Below are 22937 nucleotides of genomic sequence, written 5' to 3'. Positions count from 1 at the left end.
CCGCGCCCCGACGGGTGGCGGCCGGCCGCCGCTCGCTCTCCGTCAGCAGACGTCGAAGGGGCCAGGGATGACGACGCCGGGCAACACCACGGGCAGTGGCGGTCCGTCGATGGGCGGCTACAAGGTCACGCCCGACGACGTCTCCGCGGCGTCCGTCTACGTGACCAACCAGGCCGGCGAGATCGACACCAAGATCGCCACGCTCCGGACGTACGTCGCGGGGCTGAGCGGCTGCTGGCAGGGCTCGGCGCACGGCGCCTTCGAGGTGCTGATGGCCGACTACGACATCTACGCGCGCATGATGCACGACGCGCTCACCGACATCGCCTCCGGGCTGCGCGGCAACTACGTCAACTACGTCGAGTCGGAGCAGGCGAACCTCGCCAACCTCCGCAAGGTGACGCTGCCCGCCGCCAAGTTCTGACGCCGCGTCCCTCCCCACCCCCTCCCAGGAGCACCGCGATGAGTTTCTCCGACGCCGTCCCGATCAGCGTCCAGCAGGACCTGGAGCACGCCGGCCCCTACCTCAACGCGCAGGCGGCCGACATCGCCCAGCAGCTGCACGAGCTGGCCATGTACCTGAACCAGCTGCCGGAGCTCTGGCAGGGCGCGGCCTCCGGCTACTACCAGGGGCTCCAGGCCGAGTGGAACATCGCGGCCGAGGGGCTGTTCGGCCCCGACGGCGTGCTCGGCCAGATCGCGCACGCCATGAACGTCAACTGGGCGAACTACAGCAGCGCCGAGTGGGCCAACTCGCAGACCTGGAACAACACCGCCGGCCGGCGCTGAGGCCGGGGCCGCCGCCGCCGTCGCGGTCGGCCGCCATCCGTACGACATTCCGCATGAACGAGGGCAAGAGAGCTACGCATGGCTGACGGGCACTGCCGAGTGACAGTGGTCGGCGAACACAAGCGGGTGGACCTCGCGGTCCCCGCCGCCGCCCCGATCGCGGAATACGTCACGATGCTGGCCCGGCTGGTCGGCCAGGAGGAGCTGGAGGCGCTGCCGGCGGCGTGGTCGCTGGCGGTGCCGGGCGGGCCGACGCTCCACCCCGTCTCCTCGCTGCGCGAGGCCGGGGTGCAGGACGGTCAGCTGCTGTACCTGCGGGACGCCGCCGAGGGCGAGTTCGAGGAACCGCTGGTCCGCGACGTCGACGAGCTGGTCGCGGACGTCGCCGACTCCTTCGGCGACCTGCGCTGGACCTCGCGCGCCCGCGCGGTCTGCGCGACGGTCCTGGGCGCGCTCGGCCTGGCCGCCGCCTGCGTGACGGCCGCCTCGCGCGGCGGCTGGTCCGGGGCGGTGGCCGGCCCGGTGGCGGTCGGCGCCGCGTTCGTCCTGGTCATCACCGGCTGGCTGCTGGGCCGTTCCACCCTGGACCTGCCGTCCCGGCTGGGCCTGCCGATCGCGCTGGCCGCCGTGCCCTGCGCGGCGGTGGCCGGCTGGTTCCTGCCCGACCCCGTGGACGGCAACGCCACCGCGGCGGCGCTGGGGGCGATGGTCGGCGCCGGGGCCGCGCTCTGGGCGGCGCCCTCGGTGGTCGCCGCCGCCGTGCTGCTGTTCGGCGTCGCCGGGGCGGCCGTGGTGGGGCTGCTGGAGGCGGTGCACGCGGACCTCGCCCAGGGCGCGGCCGCGGTGGCCGTGGTCGGCTACGGGATGCTGCTGATCGCGCCATGGCTGGCCGGCCAGCTGGCCGCGCTGTGGCCCACCGAGCGCGGGTCGGAGGACGGCGCGGTCCGCGTGATGGTGCACCGGGCGCGGACCCTGCTGCTCTGCTGGACCGCCGCGGTCTCCCTGCTGCTGGCCGTCGCGCTGGCCGTGCTCGGCTCGGCGCACGGCGGCTACCCGCCGGCGCTGGCGGGCTGCCTGGCGGTCGCCGCGCTGCTGCGGGCGGGAACCTTCCGGCTGCTGGCCGAGGCGGCCCCCGTGGTGGTGGCCGGCGCGGTCGGCCTGGCCACCACCCTGCTGTTCGCGCCCGAGGCGATGGCGGCTCCCGGCTGGGTCGGCCCGGTGGCGCTCTGCGTGGTCGGGGTGCTGATGGCGGGCACCGGGGTGGCGCTGTCCTTCCGCCGTACGGCGGCCCGCGAGGCCGCGCGGCCGCCGGCGCTGAACGTGCTGGGCACGCTCTGCGGGGTGGCCGCGGTGCCGCTGGCGCTCGGGGTGTTCGGCGTGTTCCAGAACCTCGCCGCGTTCGGACACCACCTGTGAGCCGGACGGCCTGCCGGGCGGACCGCCGCCCGGTCCTGCCCCGTCCGGTCCCGGGCGGCCGGTCGGACGGCCGGTCGGACGGCCTAGCGCCCGCTGAGCTGGTGGACCCTCAGCTGCTCCGGGACGCCGAACCGGAGGGGGTCCGCCACCGCGGCGGGAGCCGTCGGGCCGGGGGAGGCCGCCGGCTCGGGGCCGGTCTCGTCGACGTAGCCCAGTTCGATCGCCTTGCGGGTCAGCTCCGCCTTGTTGCCGGCGTTGAGCTTGGCCCGGATCCGCTTCACGTAGGTGTTGACGGTGGCTTCGCTGAGCGCCATCAGCCGGGCGATCTGGCCGTGGGTGTAGCCCTGGGCGATCAGCCGCAGCGTCTCCACCTCGCGGCGGGCCAGGCCCTGGCTCTCGCCGGGGCTGCGACGGCTCAGCTCGGAGTGGAGGTGGCCGCCCAGGCCCGCCGCCAGGTAGAAGCTGCCGCGGGCGACCGCCTCGACGGCGGACAGGAACTCGGTGTCGTCGGCGTGCTTGGTGACGAAGCCGTACGCGCCGGCCTTGAGCGCGGTCAGCAGGTCCCTGGGCTCGGCCGACGGCGAGAGGACCAGGACCGCGCTGCTGGCGCTCAGGGCGCCGATCACGTGCAGGACGGACGTGCCGGAGTAGGGAGTGGGGTCCAGCACCACCACGTCGGGGCGGAGCCCGCTCTCGGCCAGGTCGTGCACGGTGTCCACCGAGGCGATCACTTCCAGCCGGGGGCTGCGGGCCAGGACCTGCTCGATCCCCATGCGTGTCATGCGGTGGTCCTCGACGATGCCTATGGTCGGCATAACCGGCCTTCCCTCTCTCCGTCTCCCGTGCGGTCGCGCCAGCTGAGCCGCGTCGGGAGGTCTGCGTCACGTGCCGTCACTCCGTTCTACGCAGCCGGGGCCTGAGATGTTCGGATCGGTTGCGAGACGGCGACGGCGCCCGCTCGCGCACGCTCCGTCGAACCATCAGTGTGCGGAGCGGCACGGGCTGTTCGTCCGGGCGCCCGCACCGGAACATGTCGTATTCGGTCGGGGGGCCGCGCGCCCGCCCGCGCCCGTGGAGGTTGATCATGGCTGAGGCCGAGCAGGACGGTACGGACCGGCGGAACATGGTGGCGGCCTTCGTCAAGGAGGTCCGGGGCGGGGACGGCGGCCCTTCGAAGGTGGTGCCGCGTGCCTGGGCGGTGGGCCTCACCGTGCTCGTCGTCGGTGCGGGCGCGGTCGGCGTCGGCATGCTGGCCAAGAGCGGTCAGCACGGGCCGGCGAAGGCAGCGGCCGAGCACCCGGTGACGGCCACCCCCTCGCCGAGCGCCTCGACCGGCTCCGGCCAGCCGGCGCCCGGCACCCCGGGCAACGCGGCCCCGCCCCTGGCGAACACCGACACCGGTGCCGGCGGTTCGGGCGGCAACCCGCAGGGCCGGCCGGCCCCCGCGCCCGGCGACAACGCGCCCGCGCCCTCGGGCGACAACGCGCCCGCCCCGGCCGGCGGCGCGCCGCTCGCGCCCCGGAACAACCAGGCGGCCCCGGCGCCGGCGGCTCCCGCCCCGGCCGCTCCCGCCCCCGCGGCCCCGGCCCCGGCGGTCCCGGCGCCCAACCTGGCGGCGGCCAAGTCCGCCGCCTACACGGCGGTGGCCGGCTACGGCTGCCCGTCCAACAGCCTCCAGGGCTTCTCCGAGGCCGGCCGGTACTCCAACGGCAGCGCCGGCTGGGTCAGCGTGGGCAGCGCCGGCTGGGCGCAGGACGGCTGCAAGGGCCAGTTCGACGCGATGCCGATGTCGGGCGACGCGAAGGAGGACGACCGGAGCAACTACGCCCTGTGGACCTTCTCCCCGGGCGCGGCGGGCCTGCGCACGGCCACCTGCCAGGTCCAGGTGTACACGCCCAAGGACGGTGACATCACGCACGTCGGCGGGGAGCCGGCGCACTTCGAGGCCTACGGGTCGTCCAGCCTCTCCTCCGGGATGCTGAACGCCTTCGACGTCGACCAGCGGGGCCACCTCGGCGAGTGGAAGGACGTCGGCACCTTCAGGACCACGACCGGGGTGCTGATGATCAAGCTGGACAGCCGGGGCCTGGACTGGCACGGGAAGACGAAGACCAACGCCCACCTGGCGGTCGCCCAGATGCGGGCGACCTGCAATTGAGCCCTGTGGGTGCGGTACCAGGCCCCGAAGGGGTGCGCGCATGAGCAAGACGTGGGTCAAGGTCGCCCAGCGGGGCTGGGGCGTCCAGCGCAGCATCGGCGCGGCGGTGCGCACGGCCGCCGACGGCGGGGTCGTCTCGGTGATGCCGGGCGAGTACGCGGAGAGCGTGCTGCTGGAGCGCGGGGTCAGCCTGGAGGCGGCCGAGGGGCCGGGGACGGTCACGATCGCCCCGGCGCGCGGGCCCGCGCTCACCGTGGCCGGCGGCAGCCCCACCGTGCGGGGGCTGCTGCTGCGCGGCGCCGACCCGCGGGAGCCGGCCGTGCTGATCGGCGGCGGCGCACCCGTGCTGGAGCACTGCGAGGTGGTCGGCGGCCGGGTCGAGGTGGCCGGGCGGGCCGCGCCGGTGCTGCGCGACTGCGCCGTCCGCGGGGCGGTCGGCGTCGGCCTGCGCCTGGGTGGGGACAGCCGGGCCGTGGTCGAGGGCTGCGCGGTGGCCGACACCGAGGGCGTCGGGCTGCTGGTCGCCGAGGGCGCCGTCCCCGAGGTGCGGAGCACCAGGATCGGCCCGAGCAGCGCCCAGGGCCTGTACGTCGGCGGCACCGGCGGCGGCTCGTTCGAGGGCTGCGAGGTGACCGGCAGCGGTGGCGCGGCCGTCCGGGTGGCCGACGCGGCGGCCCCGGTGCTGCGCGCCTGCCGTCTGCACGGCAACCACGCGGCGGGCCTGCACGTCTCGGCCGACACCCCCGAGCCGCTCGCGGCCGGGTCGGCCGGGCTGGCCGAGGGCGGCACCGTGCTGACGGACTGCGAGATCACGGGCGCCGCCACCGTGGGCGTCCTCGCCGACGAGGACGCCCGGGTGCTGCTGCGGGACTGCCGGGTCGCGCGGACCGGCGGGGCCGGGATCGTGGCCGTGGACCGCAGCCGCCTGCGCCTGTACGACACCGTCACCACCGACACCGGCGACACCGGGCTGGCCCTGGGCCAGAGCGCCTCGGCGCGGGTTGAGGGCGGCGGCTTCCTGCGCGCCACCGGCAACGGCGTGTACGTGGCGGGCGAGGCCGAACTGGCGCTGAGCGGCAGCGAGGTGGCGGACGCGGGCTTCAGTTGCCTGCACCTGGGCGAGGGCGGCTCCGCCGACCTGGCCGACTGCCGCCTGCACGGCACGCCGGAGCACGGCATCAGGGTCACCGGCAACTCCCTGCTGAGCGCCGAGGGCACCACCGTCGAGCAGGCCCGGATGGCCGGGGTCTCGGTGGAGGAGCGGGCCGACGCGGTGCTGCGCGGCTGCACCGTACGGGCCACCGGCGTCGGCGTACGCCTGGACACCCGCCACCGCCCGCTGCTGGAGGACTGCGAGATCGCCGCCACGGCGGGCGCGGGCGTGGAGGTCGGCGAGCGCACCGGCGTGCTGCTGAACCGCACCAGGATCCACGACACCGGCGGCTCCGGCCTGCTCGCCGCCGAGCGGAGCACCCCCGTGCTGGACGGCTGCGAGATCACCGACACGGCGGGCAGCGGCATCGTGGTGCGGGCGGGCGCCGACCCGCGGGTGCGGGCGAGCACGATCGCGCGCACCGCCAAGAACGGCCTGTACCTGGACGAGGGCGCGCACGGCCTGCTGGAGGACTGCGCGCTGTCCGAGACCGGCTACCCGGCCCTGTACGTCGGCGCGGGCGCCGATCCGGTGCTGCGCCGCTGCCTCGTCCACGACACCGCCGAGGACGTCGCGCTGGCCGAGCGGGCCGCCGCCGTGCTGGAGGACTGCCGGACGGAGCGGGTCGAGCAGGCCACCCTGCCGGCCGTCGGCGAGCCGGTCGCCCCGGGCACCCCGGCCGGGATCGCCCGGCCCTGGTCGCTGCCGGGAACGACGGCCGGAGCGACGGCCGGGGCGACGGCGGGGGCCGGCGCGCCGGCGGGCGACGGCGAGGCGGACGGGACGGAGGAGCGGGACCGCGCCGAGGCCGAACTGGCGGCCCTGCTCGCGGAGTTGCACCGGTTGGTCGGCCTGGAGCGGGTCAAGCGCGACGTCGAGACCATGGTCAAGCTGATGCAGCTGGTCCGGCGCCGCAAGGAGATGGGCCTGCCGCCGCCGCCCACCAGCCGCCACGTGGTCTTCGCGGGCAACCCGGGCACCGGCAAGACCACCGTGGCCCGGCTGTACGGGCGGATCCTGCACGCGCTGGGCATGCTCTCCAGCGGCCACCTGGTCGAGGCGGACCGCGGCGACCTGGTCGGCGAGTACGTCGGGCACACCGCGCCCAAGACCACGGCGGTGTTCCGCCGGGCGCTGGGCGGGGTGCTCTTCATCGACGAGGCCTACGCGCTGGTGCCGCACGGCCAGGGCGGCGACTTCGGCCAGGAGGCCATCTCGACGCTGGTCAAGCTGATGGAGGACCACCGCGACGAGGTCGTGGTGATCGTGGCCGGCTACCCCGGGGACATGCAGCGCTTCATCGACGCCAACCCGGGCCTGGCCTCCCGGTTCACCCGTACGCTGACCTTCGACGACTACCTCGGCCCGGAGCTGGTCGACATCGTCGCCCACCAGGCCGAGCAGCACCGCTACGACCTGCCGGAGCCGACCCTGGCCGCGCTGGCCGGGTACTTCACGGAGCTGCCGCGCGACGAGGGCTTCGGCAACGGCCGCACCGCCCGCCAGGTCTTCCAGTGGATCACGGAGCGGCACGCCCAGCGGATCGCCGACCTCGACGCCCCGACGGCCGAGGACCTGACCACCGTCCTGCCGGAGGACCTGCCGGAGTTGAGCGCGGCGGTCTGACGTACGGCGGTCCGGGGCACGGCGGTCCGACGCACGGCGCCCCGGGGCTCCCCGCCCCGGGGCACGGCGCCGGCGACCGGTCAGGCCGTCGGCCTCGGCGCGACCTCCGGGAGGATCGACCCGTGGTCGGCGGACGCGTAGGCCTGGCCCGCCAGGTCCAGCCGGGCCAGGTAGACGCCGTAGATCTCGACGGCGTCGGCCACCTGGCGCAGCGCCGTCTGCAGCTCGGGGTTGATGATCGGCGCGAACTTCTGGGCGGCCTTCTGGACGCCCTTGTCCGGGATGGGCCCCGTCCGCGCGATCGGGCCCATCCCGCCGGCCATCCCCGAGTTGTCGTACCAGGTCCCGACGGGGGCGAACTCCTGGCCCCAGAAGGTGCCGCTGGCGACCACGGCGTCCACCTTGGCCTTCAGGGCGTTGTAGGCGTCCACCACCCCGGAGGTGGTGGACGCCCCGCTGACGATGACGGAGTAGACCGTCGACAGGTCCACCGAGAAGGACGCGTGGCTGGGCGGCGCGGGGGCGGTCCCGGACGGGCCGGTCCCGGACGGGGCGTTGGCGGGGTTCGTGAAGCCCTCGTTGAAGCCCGGGACGTAGCCGTTCTCCCACAGCATCTTCAGGGTCGGGTCGGCCGCGCCCCCGCCCGGCTTGGGGTCTCCGCCGCCGCCGTCCTCGGGCGACGGGACGTAGATCGGGGAGTTGATCGGGGCGACCACGCGGACCTCCGGAGCAGGGAGCGGGCAGTGAACAGGGCCATCCTCGCCCACCGCCCGCCCGGGGCGGGAGGTCCCCGTTCGGGGACGCCGGGGGGACAGAAAGCGGGTCTGTCCCGCCCGTCCGGCCGCTGCCTAGACTCCGCAGGGCCGACGTGCGTACGTGGACCAGCCGTACGCGGATCGGGCCGGGCCGGACCGGTGCGGACCGGCCGAACGACGAGCCCCCGGGGAGCGCCTGCCGTGGCCTACACCTTGCAGGAATTCAAGGTCGACCTGCAGCAACTGCTCGAAGCGTCCGGCACGCTGGGCGCCGAGAGCGAGAACATCAAGGGGGAGATCGACGCGATCGCGACGGCCCTGGCACCCCTGGAGACCGGCTGGATCGGCCCGGCCGGCACCTCCTTCGCCGCCATCACCAAGGTCTACAAGGACGACATGGTCGACCTGCAGAACCTGCTCGACGAGATGACCAGGCGGATGCGGTCGGCCTACCGGATGTACCACGACATGGAACTGGCCAACTACAACAACGTGCGCGCCTGATGAGCGTCGAACCCAACCCCGGCACCCCCGCTCCGGTCACGCCCGACTACGACACGGTCAAGCTCACCATCCCGCTGCACGAGATGGCGGCCGCCAAGACCACCGTCGAGACCTCCCTGAACAACATCCTGGACAGCCTGGTCACGATCGAGCAGACCCTCGCCGACCTCAAGCTGGGCTGGGCGGGACAGACCGCGGACCAGGCCAAAGCGATCTTCGACCAGTGGAACGCCTGCATGGCGGAACTGGTCGGGACCAAGACCAAGGCCAAGCCCGACGGCGCGGACGGGGTCTTCCAGCGGCTGATGATCGCCGTGGGCAGCGCGGCCGCCAACTACGACCACGCCGAGGACTTCATCGTCACCAAGCTCTTCGCGCCGCTCACCGCCGCCATCGGCGCCCCCTCGACGGGCACCGGCGACCCGAACGCCTACAACCCGCCGCCGAAGGACCTCGTCAACGACAAGAGCAACACCGTGGTCGCCGAGATCTTCTGACCCCGCCCGACCCCCGCCCCGGCCCCGGCGCGCCCCCGCGCCAGGGCCCGCCGCACCACCGCCGCAGTCGAGCACCGAGAGGCACAACCAGGTGAGCAGGATCCCCTTCCACCGGCCCACCCGCGCCCTGCCGCCGGCCCTGCCCGACCAGCGCGTGGTGCTGCCCGCCCCGCCGCAGACCCCGCAGGGCGCCAACTCCTCGGCCAGCACCTGGCTCTCCCTGCTGCTGCCGCTGATGAGCAGCATCAGCATGGCCGCCTACATGGTGATGTACCGCAACCCGCTGCTGATCGCGCTGGGCGTGGGCTTCGTGCTGATCTCGATCGCCGCCACCCTCGCCGTCCGCCACCAGATGCGCAGCGCGACCCGGCAGACCAAGGACCGCCAGCGCGAGCGCTACCTGCGCTACCTGACCGACGTCAAGAAGACGGCCCGCCAGGTCGCCGACAGCCAGCGGCTGGCGGCCGGCTGGCTGCACCCCTCGCCGGAGCGGCTCTGGGCGCTCGCCGAGCGCCGCCGCCGGGTCTGGGAACGGCGCGCCACCGACAAGGACTTCCTGCAGCTGCGCCTGGGCCAGGGGCAGGGCCCGCTGGCCACCCCGATCCAGCTCGGCACCCGCAACGACCCGCTCGCGGAGTACGACGAGCAGACCCACGCCGCCGCGCAGCGGGTGGTCGACCAGGCCGGTACGGTCGGCCGCCAGCCCGCCCTGGTCGACCTGGTCAGGACCGGCGTGCTCAGCCTGCTCGGCCCCGCCGACCGGACCAGGGCGCTGGCCCGCTCGCTGCTCTGCCAGCTCGCGGTGCTGCACGCCCCCGACGACGTCACCGTCGTGGTCTGCACCGGCGGCGACCCCGACTGGGAGTGGGCCAAGTGGCTCCCGCACACCCACGAGGCCGGCGCCCCGAGCCCGGCCGGTGTGGTCCCGCTGGTCGCCGCCGAGTTCGAGGCGCTCGCCGACGCCCTGGAGGGCGCGATCACCCGCGCCCAGGCCGAGCGGACCACCCGCCGACCCGTCCTGGCGGGCGCCCCCACCCCGGTGATGCGACGGCTCGTCGTCCTGCTCGACCCGTACGACCCGGCCGCCGCCTGGGCCCGCAGCCCGGTGGCCACCTCCCTGCTCGAATCGGCCGGGCCCGACCTGGGCATCACCGTGATCTGCCTGGTCGGCGCCGAGCGCGACGAGCCCACCCGCACCGAGGTGCGCGCCCGGGTGGGCGAGGACGGCTCGCTGGTCCTGGAGGGCCGCAACACCGAGCTGTACAGCCGGGTCGAGGGGGCCGTCGCGGACGCCCCCGCCCCGGAGCTCTGCGAGCTCACCGCGCGGGCGCTGGCCCCGCTGAGCCTGTCCGAGGAGCCCGAGCAGCTGCTGGCCCGCACCATCACCCTGCCCGAAATGCTCGGCACCCCCGACGTGGCCGCCTTCGACCCGTCCGTCAGCTGGATCCCGGCCGGCGACGAGCGGCTGCTGCGCCTGCCGATCGGCCTGTCCGGCGAGGGCGACCCGGTGCTGCTCGACCTCAAGGAGTCCGCCCAGGGCGGCATGGGCCCGCACGGCCTGATCGTCGGGGCCACCGGCTCCGGCAAGAGCGAACTGCTGCGCACCATGGTCACCGGGCTGGCGATGACCCACTCCCCGGAGCTGCTCAGCCTGGTGCTGGTCGACTTCAAGGGCGGCGCCACCTTCGCCGGCGTCACCGGACTGCCGCACGTGGCCGGCCTGATCACCAACCTCGCCGACGACCTCTCCCTGGTGGACCGGGTCCGCGCCGCCCTCCAGGGCGAACAGCAGCGCCGGCAGCGGCTGCTGCGCGCGGCCGGGAACGTCGACTCGCTGCGCGAGTACCAGCTGCGCCAGGCGGCCGGGCAGTGCGACGTGGACGGCAAGCCGCTGGAACCGCTGCCCTACCTGCTGATCGTGGTCGACGAGTTCGGCGAACTGCTCTCCCAGCGCTCCGACTTCATCGACCTGTTCGTCCAGATCGGCCGGGTCGGCCGCAGCCTGGGCATGCACCTGCTGCTGGCCACCCAGCGGCTGGAGGAGGGCCGGCTGCGCGGCCTGGAGTCGCACCTGTCGTACCGCGTCTGCCTGCGCACCTTCAGCGCCGCCGAGAGCCGCGCGGTGATCGGCACCCCCGACGCCTACCAGCTGCCCCCGATCCCCGGCTCCGCCTACCTCAAGGTGGACGAGTCGGTCTACCAGCGCTTCCGGGTCGCCCACATCTCCGGCCCGTACCAGGAGCCCGGCGCGGGCGAGGACGGCGCCGCGGCCGGCCTCCCGGTCGTGCCCTTCGAACTGCGCACCGCGCCGCAGGAGGAGCCCGAGGAGCCCGCCGAGTCCCAGCCGCCGGCCCTGCCCGCCGGCCCCACCGAGATGGAGGTGGCGGTCGACCAGGTCTGCCGGTTCGGCCAGTCCGTGCACCAGGTCTGGCTCGCCCCGCTGCCCGCCGCGATCCCGCTGGACAGCCTGATCGGCCCGGTCTCCGAGCAGCCGGGGCGCGGCCGCCAGGCCGGCCTGTGGCCCGGCACCGGTCGGCTCGCCTTCCCCGTCGGCGTGCTCGACCTGCCGCTCCAGCAGCAGCAGTTGCCGCTCCAGTTCGACTTCGAACGCGTCCACGGCAACCTCGCCCTGGTGGGCGCGCCGCAGACCGGCAAGAGCACCCTGCTGCGCACCACGGTGCTGTCCGCGATGCTCACCCACACCCCCGACGAGGTGCAGTTCTACGGACTGGACTACGGCGGCGGCAGCCTCGGCCCGCTGGAGGCCGCCCCGCACGTGGGCGCCGTGGCCGGGCGCCGCGACGAGCAGCGGGCCCGCCGGGTGCTGGCCGAGCTCGGCCTCCTGGTCGCCGCCCGCGAGCAGCTCTTCGGGGAGCTGGGCGTCGACTCGGTGGCGGCCTTCCGGGCGCTGCGCAAGGCCGACCGGCTGCCGGCCGGGACCCGGGCCGCCGACGTCTTCCTGCTGCTGGACAACTGGGGCGCGATCCGCACCGAGCTGGAGGGCGCCGAGGCCTCGGTGCTGGACATCGCCTCCCGCGGCCTGGGCGTGGGCGTGCACGTGATCGTCACCGCCAACCGCTGGGCCGACATCCGGCCGAACCTGCGCGACAGCTTCTCCGGGCGCCTGGAGCTGCGGCTGAACGAGCCCACCGAGTCGGAGGTCAGCCGCCAGGCGAGCCGGCAGGTCCCCAACATCCAGGGCCGCGGCATCGTGTCGCCCGGCGTGCTGTACCAGGCCGTGCTGCCCCGGCTGGACGGCCGCGAGGGCACCGACGGCCTGGCCGAGGCCCAGGAGGACGCGCTCGGCAAGATCGCCGCCTCCTGGCCGGGCGCCGGCGCCCCGCCGGTGCTGATGCTGCCCGACCGGGTGCTGCTCGAGGACCTCGACCCCGCGGGGACGGCCGGCTTCGCCGCGGACGAGGTGCCGATCGGCGTCGGCGAGCGCGACCTGGCGCCGGTCGGCCTGGCGATGGGGCCGGGCGACCCGCACTTCCTGGTGTTCGGCGACGCCGGCAGCGGCAAGTCCGCCTTCCTGCGCACCTGGATGGCCGCCACGGCCGCCCGGAGCACCGCCTGGGAGTCCCGGTTCATGGTGATCGACTACCGGCGCAGCCTGCTGGACGCGGTGCCGGAGGACTACATCGGCGCCTACGCGGGCGACGCGGCCGCCGCCGAGGCCTACGTCGACCAGCTGGTCGCCAAGCTGGCCGAGCGGATGCCGCCGCCCGGCATCACGGCCGCCCAGCTCCGCGCCCGGGACTGGTGGGACGGTCCCGAGCTGTATGTGGTGGTGGACGACTACGACCTGGTCGCGGTCGGCCACCAGTCCCCGCTGGCCAGGCTCGCCGACTACGTCACCCAGGCCCGTGAGATCGGCCTGCACGTGGTGCTGGCCCGCCGGGTGGCCGGGGTCGGACGCCCGCTGATGTCCGACCCGCTGCTCTCCCGGCTCAAGGACCTCGGCACCGGCGGCCTGATCCTCTCCGGCGACCCGCGCGAGGGCGTCCTGCTGGGCGACCAGCGCGCGGCCCAGCGCCCCCCGGGCCGCGGCGTCCTCGTCCGGCGCTCCGGACCGGCCAGGCTGCTCCAGGTCGCGCTCCGCGAGGAGGAGCCGGCCTGACCAGCCGGGCTCCTCCCACCGGGCCGGGGGCTCTCGCAGCCCCCGGCCCGTTCGTACCTTCCCGCCCGCGCTCTCCGCGGCAGTTGCTTCGAGGTGGATCCCCGATGGCCGACAACGGCTTCAGCATCAGCGACATCTACGCCCTGGGCAACCAGTGGATCGAGCTGGGCAACACGGTGTACGCGGCCCGGTACGGCACCAGCATGGCCATGGACAAGTTCCAGTGGACCGGTGACGGCATGGTGGCCGCGCACGACGCCTGGAACCTCGTCGGCAACAGCGTGCTCGACCCGGCGGTCACCACCTGCTGGAAGATCGGCGACGCCATCAACGACTACGGCCGGGCACTGGAGAAGATCATGGCCGCCGAGCAGAAGGCCGCCAACGCGGCCGGGCTGGCCAGCATCATCGCCACCATCCTCGGGTTCGTCCTCCCCTTCGGCCTGGGCCTGCTGGCCAGGCTGATCGCGCCGCTCCTCGAAGGCCTCATCACCCTCATCACCAACATCCTGAGGACGATCGGCGAGAGCCTGCAGACCATCCTCAACATCGGCGCCTTCATCGGCGGCGCCGTGGCCGGCGGCCTGCTCCAGCTGGGCACCGACCTGCTGGCCCAGCTGATCGCCGACAAGATCTACGACGTCCCGTTCGAGATCGACTGGGCCGCCGAGGGCATGAGCATGGGCTTCGGGGCCGTCTTCGGCGGCCTCGGGGGCCTGGCCGGTCTGCGCGGCCCCAAGGAGGTCGGGATCGGCGGCGGCCCCAAGGGGGTCGGGGGCAAGGGCGTGACCCCGCCGAAGGTCGACCCGCCGGGTGTGAAGCCCCCGGTCACCGAGCACGTCCCGCTGCCGGGGCGCGGCTCCGTGCCGCTTCCGGAAGGGCCGGGGCACATCGGCGGAGTCACCCCGGGCGGCATCGGCAAGGTCCCGCCGCCGGAGCTGTTCCCGGGCGGCGGCAAGCCGCTGGGCGCCGAACCGGGCAGCGTGCCGCCGGGACGCTCGCCCGTCGCCCCCGGCGGGGTGGAGCCCCCCAAGACCGGGATCCCCCACGAGGCCCCCGGCAGCACCCCGCCCGGCCCGCCCAGGACCACGACGCCCGGCCGGGGCCCCGAGCCGGTGACCCGGGAGCCCGGCCAGCTCGACCCGTCGGGAACCCACCAGCCGACCCCCGGCGGTCAGGTGAAGCCCGGGACCGGAGTGCACGAGCCCGGGGCGGGCGGGATCGGCAACGTCGCCCCGCCGAAGAGCACCGGCGGCCAGATCGGCGGCCAGGAGACGCACGGGCCGCTGGGCGGCAAGGACGGCTCGCTGCCCGACGCCACCTCGCGCTCCGTCAACGAGACGGGCGGGAACGGCGGTTCGCGCGGCACCGTCAACGGCAACGGCACCGGCAACGTCACCCGGCCCGGCCCGAACGAGCAGACCCCCGGCCACTCGCAGTCCGAGACGCCCGTCGACAACCAGACCTACAAGGCCTCCTTCGACCGGCAGCCCGGCGGAACGCGGCCCGGCAGCGACGTCGGCGCCAATGGCCGGCCGTCCTCGGCCTCCGCCCGCGTCGAGGGCGACAACGCCGTTGTGGCCACGGACCGCAACTCGCTCTCCGCGAAGACCCCCGGAAACCACGACGGCCTCCCCGGCGGCAACAACAACCGGCCCGAGGGCGTGAAGCAGCCCCTCAAGGAGGGCGCGGAGGCGCCCACGAACAACCAGCGGACCGCCACCGGAGGCGGCACCACCCCCCGCGACACCCCGCTGGAGCCGATGCGGGACAACGGAAAGTCCGGCGGCTCCTCCGGTTCCGCGCCCAAGGGCAACGAGCGGACCAACCAGTCGACCGGGGGGCAGAAGCCCCTGCCGAGGGAACTGGAGCCCCAGGCACCGGAGAACAGCAACCGGCAGTCGACCGCCTCCTCGGCGCGGGAGCACGAGGGCGGCACCAACGGGACGAAGCAGACCACCTCCGAGAGCACGGCCCCGGGCAAGGGGGACCGGCCGACCTCGGAGCAGACCCGGCAGAACGGCCAGCAGGAGGGGACGACCGGGAAGTCGGAGGGTGTGGCGTCGAAGAAGCCCTCGACGCGGCCGTTCGGTGCCAGGAAGGTGATGACCATCGCCGACCTCCCCCCGGAGGGGGCGGGGCCGAAGAGTGGCGCCCCGGAACCGGGGATGCGACCCGGCAGTTCCAACGTGAGGACCCTCAACGACCTCCCGAGCGAACACGGGGCGGGCGGCTCGGCGAAGGGCGGATCGTCGGGGGAGAAGCCGCTGGTCGACCGGGGCACCGGGTCCACGTTGGACGGGAAGCCCGGTGAGAAGTGGGTGTCTCGGGATTCGGCTGATCGCAGGTCGATGACCATGGACGACCTGCCGGCGGATGGTCCGGTGAAGGGCGGGTCGCCGAAGGAGAAGCCGCTGGTCGACCGGGGCACCGGGTCCACGTTGGACGGCAAGCCCGGTGAGAAGTGGGTGTCTCGGGATTCGGCTGATCGCAGGTCGATGACCGTGAACGACCTGCCGGCGGATGGTCCGGTGAAGGGCGGGTCGCCGAAGGAGAAGCCGCTGGTCGACCGGGGCACCGGGTCCACGTTGGACGGGAAGCCCGGTGAGAAGTGGGTGTCCCGGGACTCGGGCGATCGCAGGTCGATGACCGTGAACGACCTGCCGGCGGATGGTCCGGTGAAGGGTGGGTCGCCGAAGGAGAAGCCGCTGGTCGACCGGGGCACCGGGTCCAGGTTGGACGGCAAGCCCGGTGAGAAGTGGGTGTCCCGGGACTCGGGCGACCGCAGGTCGACGACCATGGACGACCTCAAGAAGTCGGGGGACGCGGACACCCCCTCGCCGAGGGAGCACGAGGGCGGCACCGACGGGTCGAAGCAGACGCCCTCCGAGAGCACGGCCCCGGGCAAGGGGGACCGGCCCACCCCGGACCAGACGCGGCAGAACGGCCGGCAGGAGGGGACGACGACGAAGTCCGAGGGCTCGGCGCCGAAGAAGCCCACCGTGCGGCCGTTCGGTCCCGAGAAGGTGAGGACCCTCGCCGATGGCCCCCAGGACGGGGCGGGGCCGAGGAGCAGCACCTCGGAGTCGGGGATGCGACCCGGCGGCTCCAACGTGAAGACCGTCACCGAGGCCAAGCCGACCGAATCGGGGGCGGGCGGCTCGACCAAGGTCGGATCGTCCACCGAGAAGCCCGTGAGCAAGACGGAACCCTTCTCCGGCCGGGGCGATCGTCTCGGCGAGGGTCCGCGGGTCTCCGAGGACGCCGGAGCGTCGAACCGAACCGGCCCGCGGAGCGGATCCCAGCAGGAGTTCCCGAACGCGGAGACATCGACGAACAGCCGGGGTCCGCAGTCGGAGCTGGCGGCGAAGCAGGAGACCGCGGCGAACGCCCGGATCGCCAAGGCCAAGGCCGAGGTCGATGCGGCGGCAGCGGCGAAGGCGGGTGCGGGGCCCGAGGCCGGCAACGCGGGGGCGAAGGCGAAGTCCGGTGCGGGGGTTGAGGGTTCGGGTTCGTCGGAGCGGGTCAAGTCGTCGGCGGAGTTGACGGACAAGCGGGAGGCCGCGGCGAAGCGGGAGGCTGCGGGGAAGGCTTGGGTGACGCCCAAGGGTGAGGAGCCTGCTGGGGCGTCCGAGAAGTCCGGTGCGGCGGTGGGGGGTTCGGCTTCGTCGGAGCGGGTCAAGTCGTCGGCGGAGTTGACGGACAAGCGGGAGGCCGCGGCGAAGCGGGAGGCTGCGGGGAAGGCTTGGGTGACGCCCAAGGGTGAGGAGCCTGCTGGGGCGTCCGAGAAGTCCGGTGCGGCGGTGGGGGGTTCGGGTTCGTCGGAGCGGGTCAAGTCGCCGTCGGAGTCGGCGGCGTCTTCGGAGATGCGGGAGGCCGCGGCGAAGCGGGAGGCCGCGGGGAAGGCTTGGGTGACGCCCAAGGGCGAGGAGCCTGCTGGGGCGTCCGAGAAGTCCGGTGCGGCGGTGGGGGGTTCGGCTTCGTCGGAGCGGGTCAAGTCGCCGTCGGAGTCGGCGGCGTCGTCGGAGATGCGGGAGGCCGCGGCGAAGCGGGAGGCCGCGGGGAAGGCTTGGGTGACGCCCAAGGCCGAGGCCGATGCGGCGGCGGTGGAGAAGCCCGGCGCCGGATCGGCTGCCCGGCCCCGGGTGCCGGAGAAGCCTTCGCCGGAGGTGCGGGGCGAGGAGGCCCGGCTGACGGCGCAGAAGCACGCGGAGGTCATGGACCGCTGGCTGGAGCACAAGCGGCAGGATCCGGAGACCCGGAAGCTGGCGGAGCAGCGTGCCGAGGAGGCGCGCCAGGCGGCGGAGAAGCAGGCGGAGCGGCGGGCGGAGGTGGCCGCGGAGCGGCGGGAGCGGGCCGCTGCCGAGCGGGAGGCGTCCGAGCGGACGAAGGCGCAGGTCGCGGAGGCCGAGGCCCGGGCCGACCGCCGGCGAGCGGAGGCGGCGGCCGCCGAGGACGCCCGGTGGCAGGAGCTGTTGCAGGACCTGCGGGACAAGTCGGGTGGGAACTCCGGGACGATCGGGGAGATCTCCTTCGCCGAGGCCAGGGCCCGGATCACCCAGCGGGCCGATGCCGCGTTGCGCAAGCCCATGCGCGAGTACACGGGGCCGGCGGACTTCGAGGCGATGGACCGCTACCTGGCACCCCACCTGGTGGCCGCCGAGGCCGAGGTCTGGCACGAGCTGGCGCGCGAACTCGGCATCAACGTGGGCTCGTTGGCTCGGCAGGGCCTCATGCCGAGGTTCCCCCGGAACCTTCCGGAGCGGCCCGGCGGGAGGGTCGCCTTCGAGGCCGAGGCGTCCCCGGTCTCGAAGACCGGACCGGTCGGGGGCAAGGGCAAGGGCCTGGCCGTCGAGCCGGTTGAGACTGTCGAGGCCGGCAAGCCCGGCAAGCCCGTCGAGGCCGTCGTGAAGGAGCCCGAGGAGGAGATCACGGTTCTGCGGGCTCCGAACCCGGACGAGACCTGGGCGCAGATGGAGGCCCGGGAGGCCCGCGAGCTGGCGGCGGCGATCGAGCTGTCGACGCGGCTCCGGCAGGAGCCGAGCGGGGGCGGGGGTCCGATCACCTCGGCGTCGGCCGCGTCCGGGAGCCGGACCGGGGCGGCGCTGACGCCCGAGGCCAAGGCGAAGCTCCTCCAGGTCCCCACGCAGGCCCTCGACGAGGTCTCCCCGGCGGAGGGGTCGGCGTCGACTCAGCCGGAGGTGCCCGTCGTCGCGCAGCCGGAGGCGCCGTTCACGGCGCAGGAGTTGATCGACGAGCTGGTCGGCCTGATGCCCGGGGTTCCCCAGGCGCCGGCGGGTCTGCTGGGTCCGGACGTGTTCGGTGACCGGGTCGTTCCGCCCGCTCCGGAGTTCCTCCAGGGCTACGACTACCGGCAGTTGAAGTCGGAGTCCCGGGTGGCGTTCTTCCGGGCGCTGGACCTGGCGCGCGCGACCGCGCCGACGGCCGAGGGGCTCGCCCCGGAGACGCTGGGCCAGCACCCGGAGTCGGTCGTCGAGTCCAGTGGGATCCGGACGATGTCGCGGAGTACCGGTTCGGGGTTTCTGCGGAAGTGGGTGCGCATTCCGCGGCTGGTGCACTCGATCTGGCTGGGTGGTCCGCTGTCGGCGGACAACGAGCACACGGGTCCGTTCATGACCAATGTGCAGGACTCGGCGGACGGTCCGGGCCAGGAGTTCACCCATGTGATCTGGACGGATGTCACCCGTGCCCGGGTCGCCGAGGCCAGGGCGGCCGAGGGGACGGGCGACGACACGCCCGAACTCGCCACCGTACGGGCGATGGTGACGTGGGCGGGGACCCGGCCGCGCGGGAACGTGGTGCTGGTCAACGTCGACGAGGTCTTCTCGGCCGAGGCGCCGATGGGCCTCGAAGCGGCCTACAAGATGGAGACGGCGAAGCGCCTCGGGCAGGGGTACGCCTCGGCGAGCGACATCCTGCGACTGGAGGTCCTCGGCCGGTTCGGCGGGATCTACACCGACGGCGACAACCGCCTCCGGACCGACCCCACCCCGGCGGTTCGGCGGATCGTCGAATCCGACCAGGGCTTCGCCGTCGCCAAGGTCGGCAACGCCGGCATGGCGAACGCGGTGCTGATCGCCCCGGCCGGGCACCGCGCCGTGCGGCAGCACCTGGAGGTGCTGCGCCGCAACTACCTGCGCAGCTCGCACGAGAACACCGTCCGCGGAGGCTACTTCCAGTACCTGGACCGGATGTCCGTGTCCAAGACCGACTTCCGCGAGGCGGACAAGATGGCGGGGGAGGACCCCGTCTGGGTGCAGGGCCACACGGAGGAGCGGGACAAGAACGCGGTCCTCTATCTGAGCGGGACCGGCATCAACATCTGGGCGGACCTGGCGCACGGCCTGGGGCTCAAGGGCCCCGGCAGGCTCCCGGTGGTCGAGCCGGGTGTGTTCGAGATCGGGGTTGGGAACACCTGGGTGCCGCGCGAGCAGCCGGCCGCGGAGGCGGAGCCGGCGGAGGGCGACCAGCAGCCCGAGGCGCCCGACCGCGCGGCGACACTGCTGGCGGCCCGGAACATCATCAACACGCTGATCCGCGAACTCTCCTACCAGAACGGCAAGTTGGCTCTGAGTGAGGTGGCGGCGAGGGTCGCCCGGCACCCGCAGCCCGAGTTGCTGTGGGACACGGTGATCGGCTTCCTGGCCGGCCACCCCGAGCTGCGGACGCGGGTGCAGTGGCGCACCGTCCAGAAGTACGACGCGGGGACGAGGCCGATCGGCGCCCCGGTTCCGCTCCCGCCGTGGTCCGCCGGCCTCCTGGTGCCCGAGCCAGGGGAGGTCGAGGGGATCAAGACCGGGCGGGGTGTCGAGCGGGTGCGCATGCTGGCGCCCGAGGAGGTGCCGCCGCCCGCCGCGACGGGGGTGCTCCAGGTCCCCACCCAGGCCGTCGACGGTGTGGTCCCGGCGGTGACCGACCTGGACCGGGCCCGCGAACAGCTGGTCGCCGTGGGCGCGGGGGCGGAGGAGCAGGCCGCGACCGGTGCGCGCCTGGACGACCTGGTCGCGGCGCTGGACGAGATCGGTGCGAGTGCGGAGGACCGGCAGGGTGTCGGCACGGCCTTGCAGATGGGTTCCTTCCAGCAGGCGTTCGCCGGGCTGGGCCAGGCGCAGCGTCTGGAGGTGCTCCGGCTGCTGGCGCAGGCGCTGCGGGACGGGCTGGAGCCCGGCGCGCAGCCGATGCTGGCGCTGCTGGTGACAGTGCTCCTCGCGGCTCAGCAGATCCGGGACGAGGTGCCGGTGGCGGCCGAGGGGGAGTCCCCGCGTGATCTCGCCAGGCGGTTGACCACGTTCGCCGACGGGATCCTCGCGGGCGCGGTCGCCTGGGCCCGTGAGTCGATGCGGGGGGCTCCGACCGCGCCGTACGCGGTGGTGGCGGTGGCGGGCTACGGCCGTACCGATCTGACGCCGGCCGCCGACCTGGACTTCGGTCTGCTCGGCGTCCAGGCGGACGCGGCCTGGCTGCGGTCGCTGACCAACCTGGCGGCCGGCTGGCTGGACCTGGCCCGCCAGTTCCTGCCGGTGAACGGGTCGGCGGCGGCGCCGTTCCAGGCCGACATCATGTGGTTCAACCCCAACCTGGCGGTCTTCGACCCGGAGGCCGTGCTGGAGCACGCGCTCGCCGCTTCGGCGGACGAGCTGACGCCCAAGCACGGTGTCATGCACGACACCCGGCTGATCGAGCTGGCGCCGCTCACCGGCGCCCTCGCCGCCGTCACGTCGCACGAGGGCCAGCGGGAGCTCTTCCGGAGGTTCGCCCAGGAGCGGAGCGGGCGCGGCGACGCCGAGGTGGAGTGGGCCGCCCTGCGGGAGGCGTTCGCCGGCCTCCCGCGTCCGGAGGCGCTGGCGCAGGTGAACAGCGTCAACGTCAAGACCGGCTTGATGCGCCAACTGACCGTCGCCACACGGCACCTGTATGCCGCGTACCGGGCGGTGGCGAAGCCGGAGACGCCGTGGCGGCTCAGCACCGGCGAGCGGCTGGAGGAGCTGATCGCGGGGAAGGTGCTGTCGGGGCCGCTCGGCCGACAGCTGGTGGACGCCTATGTGCTGGGCCTGAGCCTGCGGCAGCGGTTGCACCAGGCGTACGGGGGTGAGCGGGACGAGGTCGCGACGGCACAGGTGGCCGAGCCGCCGAACGGGCTGGAGCGTCTGCTGCCGCAGGAGCAGGAGCAGTTGGCGGCCGCGATCGGGGTGCTGCACGAGGTGCAGGGGAGCCTCGGCGCCCTGTGGTCCAAGGTTCAGTCCTCGGCGCCGTCGCGCTGGAAGACCCTGTTCGGGCGCCGTCCGGTGGCGGACCAGTCCGTCGGCCTGGTGCCGGACACGGTCGAGCCGGGTGAGTTGTGGGACGCGGATCTGGAGCTGCCGCTGGTCGGTGGCGGCAGTGTGCGCCTCGGTGATGTGCAGAGTCTGACCATCGTGGCGCCGGAGACGGGTCTGCCGCAGGGTCGGGCGTTCCACACGGAGGACGAACTCGCGCAGCGGCGTGAGGTGTTGCGGAACTTCGACCTGGGGCGGCGGTGGCTGCTGGAGGTCGACGGGCAGGGACGTGTGGTCACGGGGTACCGGAAGGTGCCGTGGGGGACGGGCGGTCGGCGTTACCTCGCGCTGCTGCACGGGAACCGGGACTTCGCGGTGCTGCCGCTGTCGGGTCCGGTCGGTACGGTGAAGGTCACGGCGACGGGTCTGGCCCGGACCTTGCGGCGCAGGCCGAGTATCCAGCAGTTGGCGGCGGGTGACGAGATCGTGCTGGCCGCCTGTGACGCGGCGCTGCCTGCTTCGGATGGCGGGCCGTCGTTGGCGCAGGAGGTTGCGGACGCGACGGGCCGGGTGGTGTGGGCGCCGACGGGGAAGATCGCGGCGCTGTCGACCGACCTGGACGCGGACGCGGGCTTCCTGATGTACCCGGCCGCCGACGGCACCCCGGGTGCCTGGATCCGCTTCACGCCCAATGGTGTCGATCCCTCCCAGGATTCGGAGGAGTCGCACCCGGCGGGCGTGTCCGAGGTGGGCCCGGTGCCGCGTGGCACGGCTCCGCTGGCACCGTCGCAGAGTTCGACGGGCGTCGTGATGACGGGCGTCGAGGACTCCGAGGAGGAACAGTCCGAGTCCGAGGAGGACGCGGACGACCTGGAGGAACTGGACGACCTGGAAGAGCTGGATCCGGCGGAGGGGTTCGCGTGGTCGCAGCAGCCCCAGCACCCCGGGAACCAGGGCGAGGGGTCGGGGTCTGTCCAGGCCCAGGTGTCGACCGTCATGCAACCGGAGGCGCCCTTCACGGCACAGGAGTTGATCAACGAGCTGATCGACCTGATGCCCGGGGCTCCGCAGGCGTCGGTGGCGCCGGTGGGTCTGCTGGGTCCGGACGTGTTCGGCGACCGGATCGTCCCGGCCGCGCCGGAGTTCCTCCGGGGTTACGACTACCGGAAGTTGAAGTCGCGGTCCCGGGTGGGGTACCTCCGGGCGCTGGACCTGGCGCGCGAGACCGCGCCGACCGCCCAGGAGCTCACCCCGGATACCCTGGGCCTGCACTCGGGGTCGGTCGTCGAGTCCGACCAGTCCCAGACGATGCCGCGCAGGTCGGGCCCGATTCACCTGCCGAAGCCGGTGCGCATTCCGCGGCTGGTGCACTCGATCTGGCTGGGTGGCCCGCTGTCGATGGACAACGAGCACACCGGTCCCTTCATGACCAATGTGCAGCACTCGGCGGACGGTCTCGGCGAGGGGTTCACGCATGTGATCTGGACGGACGTCACCCGTGCGCGGGTCGCCGAGGCCAAGGCCGCAGCGGCCGCGGGGACGGACGACGTCCCGGCTGAACTCGCCACCGTGTGGGCCATGGTGGAGTGGGCGAGGAGCCGGCCGAACCGGAACGTGGTGCTGGTCAACGTCGACGAGGTCTT

At 74.1% G+C, this 22937-nt stretch carries 11 protein-coding genes (1 of these 11 running past the window's edge); 9 read left to right on the top strand and 2 right to left on the bottom strand.

Annotated elements, in window-relative coordinates:
* Positions 1-67: 67 nt before the first annotated feature.
* The 3 genes from ACWDD9_RS19930 to ACWDD9_RS19920 all read left to right on the top strand — a co-directional run bounded on the left by ACWDD9_RS19930 (position 68) and on the right by ACWDD9_RS19920 (position 2205).
* Positions 68-424, top strand: a complete 357-nt coding sequence (locus ACWDD9_RS19930) for a WXG100 family type VII secretion target (protein WP_049657205.1) — start codon at positions 68-70, stop codon at positions 422-424.
* 38 nt (positions 425-462) lie between these two features.
* A complete protein-coding gene (locus tag ACWDD9_RS19925) occupies positions 463-789 on the top strand; it encodes a WXG100 family type VII secretion target (protein WP_049657206.1) in 327 nt (108 codons plus the stop codon).
* Positions 790-867: 78 nt separating this feature from the next.
* A complete protein-coding gene (locus ACWDD9_RS19920) occupies positions 868-2205 on the top strand; it encodes an EsaB/YukD family protein (protein ID WP_449812178.1) in 1338 nt (445 codons plus the stop codon).
* Positions 2206-2288: 83 nt separating this feature from the next.
* Here ACWDD9_RS19920 and ACWDD9_RS19915 read toward each other — a convergent pair whose 3' ends face one another.
* Entirely contained in the window at positions 2289-3020 is a 732-nt protein-coding gene (locus tag ACWDD9_RS19915; protein WP_375874422.1) for a LuxR C-terminal-related transcriptional regulator, read from the bottom strand.
* A gap of 269 nt (positions 3021-3289) precedes the next feature.
* Here ACWDD9_RS19915 and ACWDD9_RS19910 point away from each other — a divergent pair, with 269 nt between their 5' ends.
* Both ACWDD9_RS19910 and ACWDD9_RS19905 read left to right on the top strand, forming a co-directional pair.
* Positions 3290-4363 carry a hypothetical protein gene (locus ACWDD9_RS19910; RefSeq protein ID WP_449812177.1) on the top strand — a complete coding sequence of 358 codons (1074 nt, stop codon included), beginning with the start codon at positions 3290-3292 and terminating at the stop codon, positions 4361-4363.
* 40 nt (positions 4364-4403) lie between these two features.
* Positions 4404-7142, top strand: a complete 2739-nt coding sequence (locus ACWDD9_RS19905) for a right-handed parallel beta-helix repeat-containing protein (protein ID WP_449812176.1) — start codon at positions 4404-4406, stop codon at positions 7140-7142.
* An 80-nt stretch (positions 7143-7222) separates the two neighbouring features.
* Here ACWDD9_RS19905 and ACWDD9_RS19900 read toward each other — a convergent pair whose 3' ends face one another.
* Entirely contained in the window at positions 7223-7858 is a 636-nt protein-coding gene (locus ACWDD9_RS19900) for a hypothetical protein (protein WP_049655550.1), read from the bottom strand.
* 240 nt (positions 7859-8098) lie between these two features.
* On the opposite strand from ACWDD9_RS19900, the gene ACWDD9_RS19895 reads away from it, so the two are divergent.
* The 4 genes from ACWDD9_RS19895 to ACWDD9_RS19880 all read left to right on the top strand — a co-directional run.
* A complete protein-coding gene (locus ACWDD9_RS19895) occupies positions 8099-8401 on the top strand; it encodes a WXG100 family type VII secretion target (protein WP_049655551.1) in 303 nt (100 codons plus the stop codon).
* Complete coding sequence (locus ACWDD9_RS19890) at positions 8401-8898, top strand: WXG100 family type VII secretion target (RefSeq protein ID WP_449812175.1); 498 nt, start codon at positions 8401-8403, stop codon at positions 8896-8898. Before ACWDD9_RS19895 ends, ACWDD9_RS19890 begins: the two co-directional genes overlap by 1 nt.
* A gap of 91 nt (positions 8899-8989) precedes the next feature.
* Positions 8990-13018, top strand: coding sequence for a type VII secretion protein EccCa (gene eccCa, locus ACWDD9_RS19885; RefSeq protein WP_449812174.1), 4029 nt, complete (start codon positions 8990-8992; stop codon positions 13016-13018).
* A gap of 104 nt (positions 13019-13122) precedes the next feature.
* Positions 13123-22937 carry the beginning of an EndoU domain-containing protein gene (locus tag ACWDD9_RS19880; RefSeq protein ID WP_449812173.1) on the top strand. 17767 nt of this gene lie beyond the right edge of the window, so only the first 9815 of its 27582 coding nucleotides appear in the window; it begins with the start codon at positions 13123-13125; the stop codon falls past the right edge of the window.

This window comes from Kitasatospora sp. NPDC001119 (assembly GCF_053598475.1).
The sequence above is the reverse complement of the archived record's forward strand: the minus strand, read 5'-3'. Positions and strand labels throughout refer to the sequence as shown.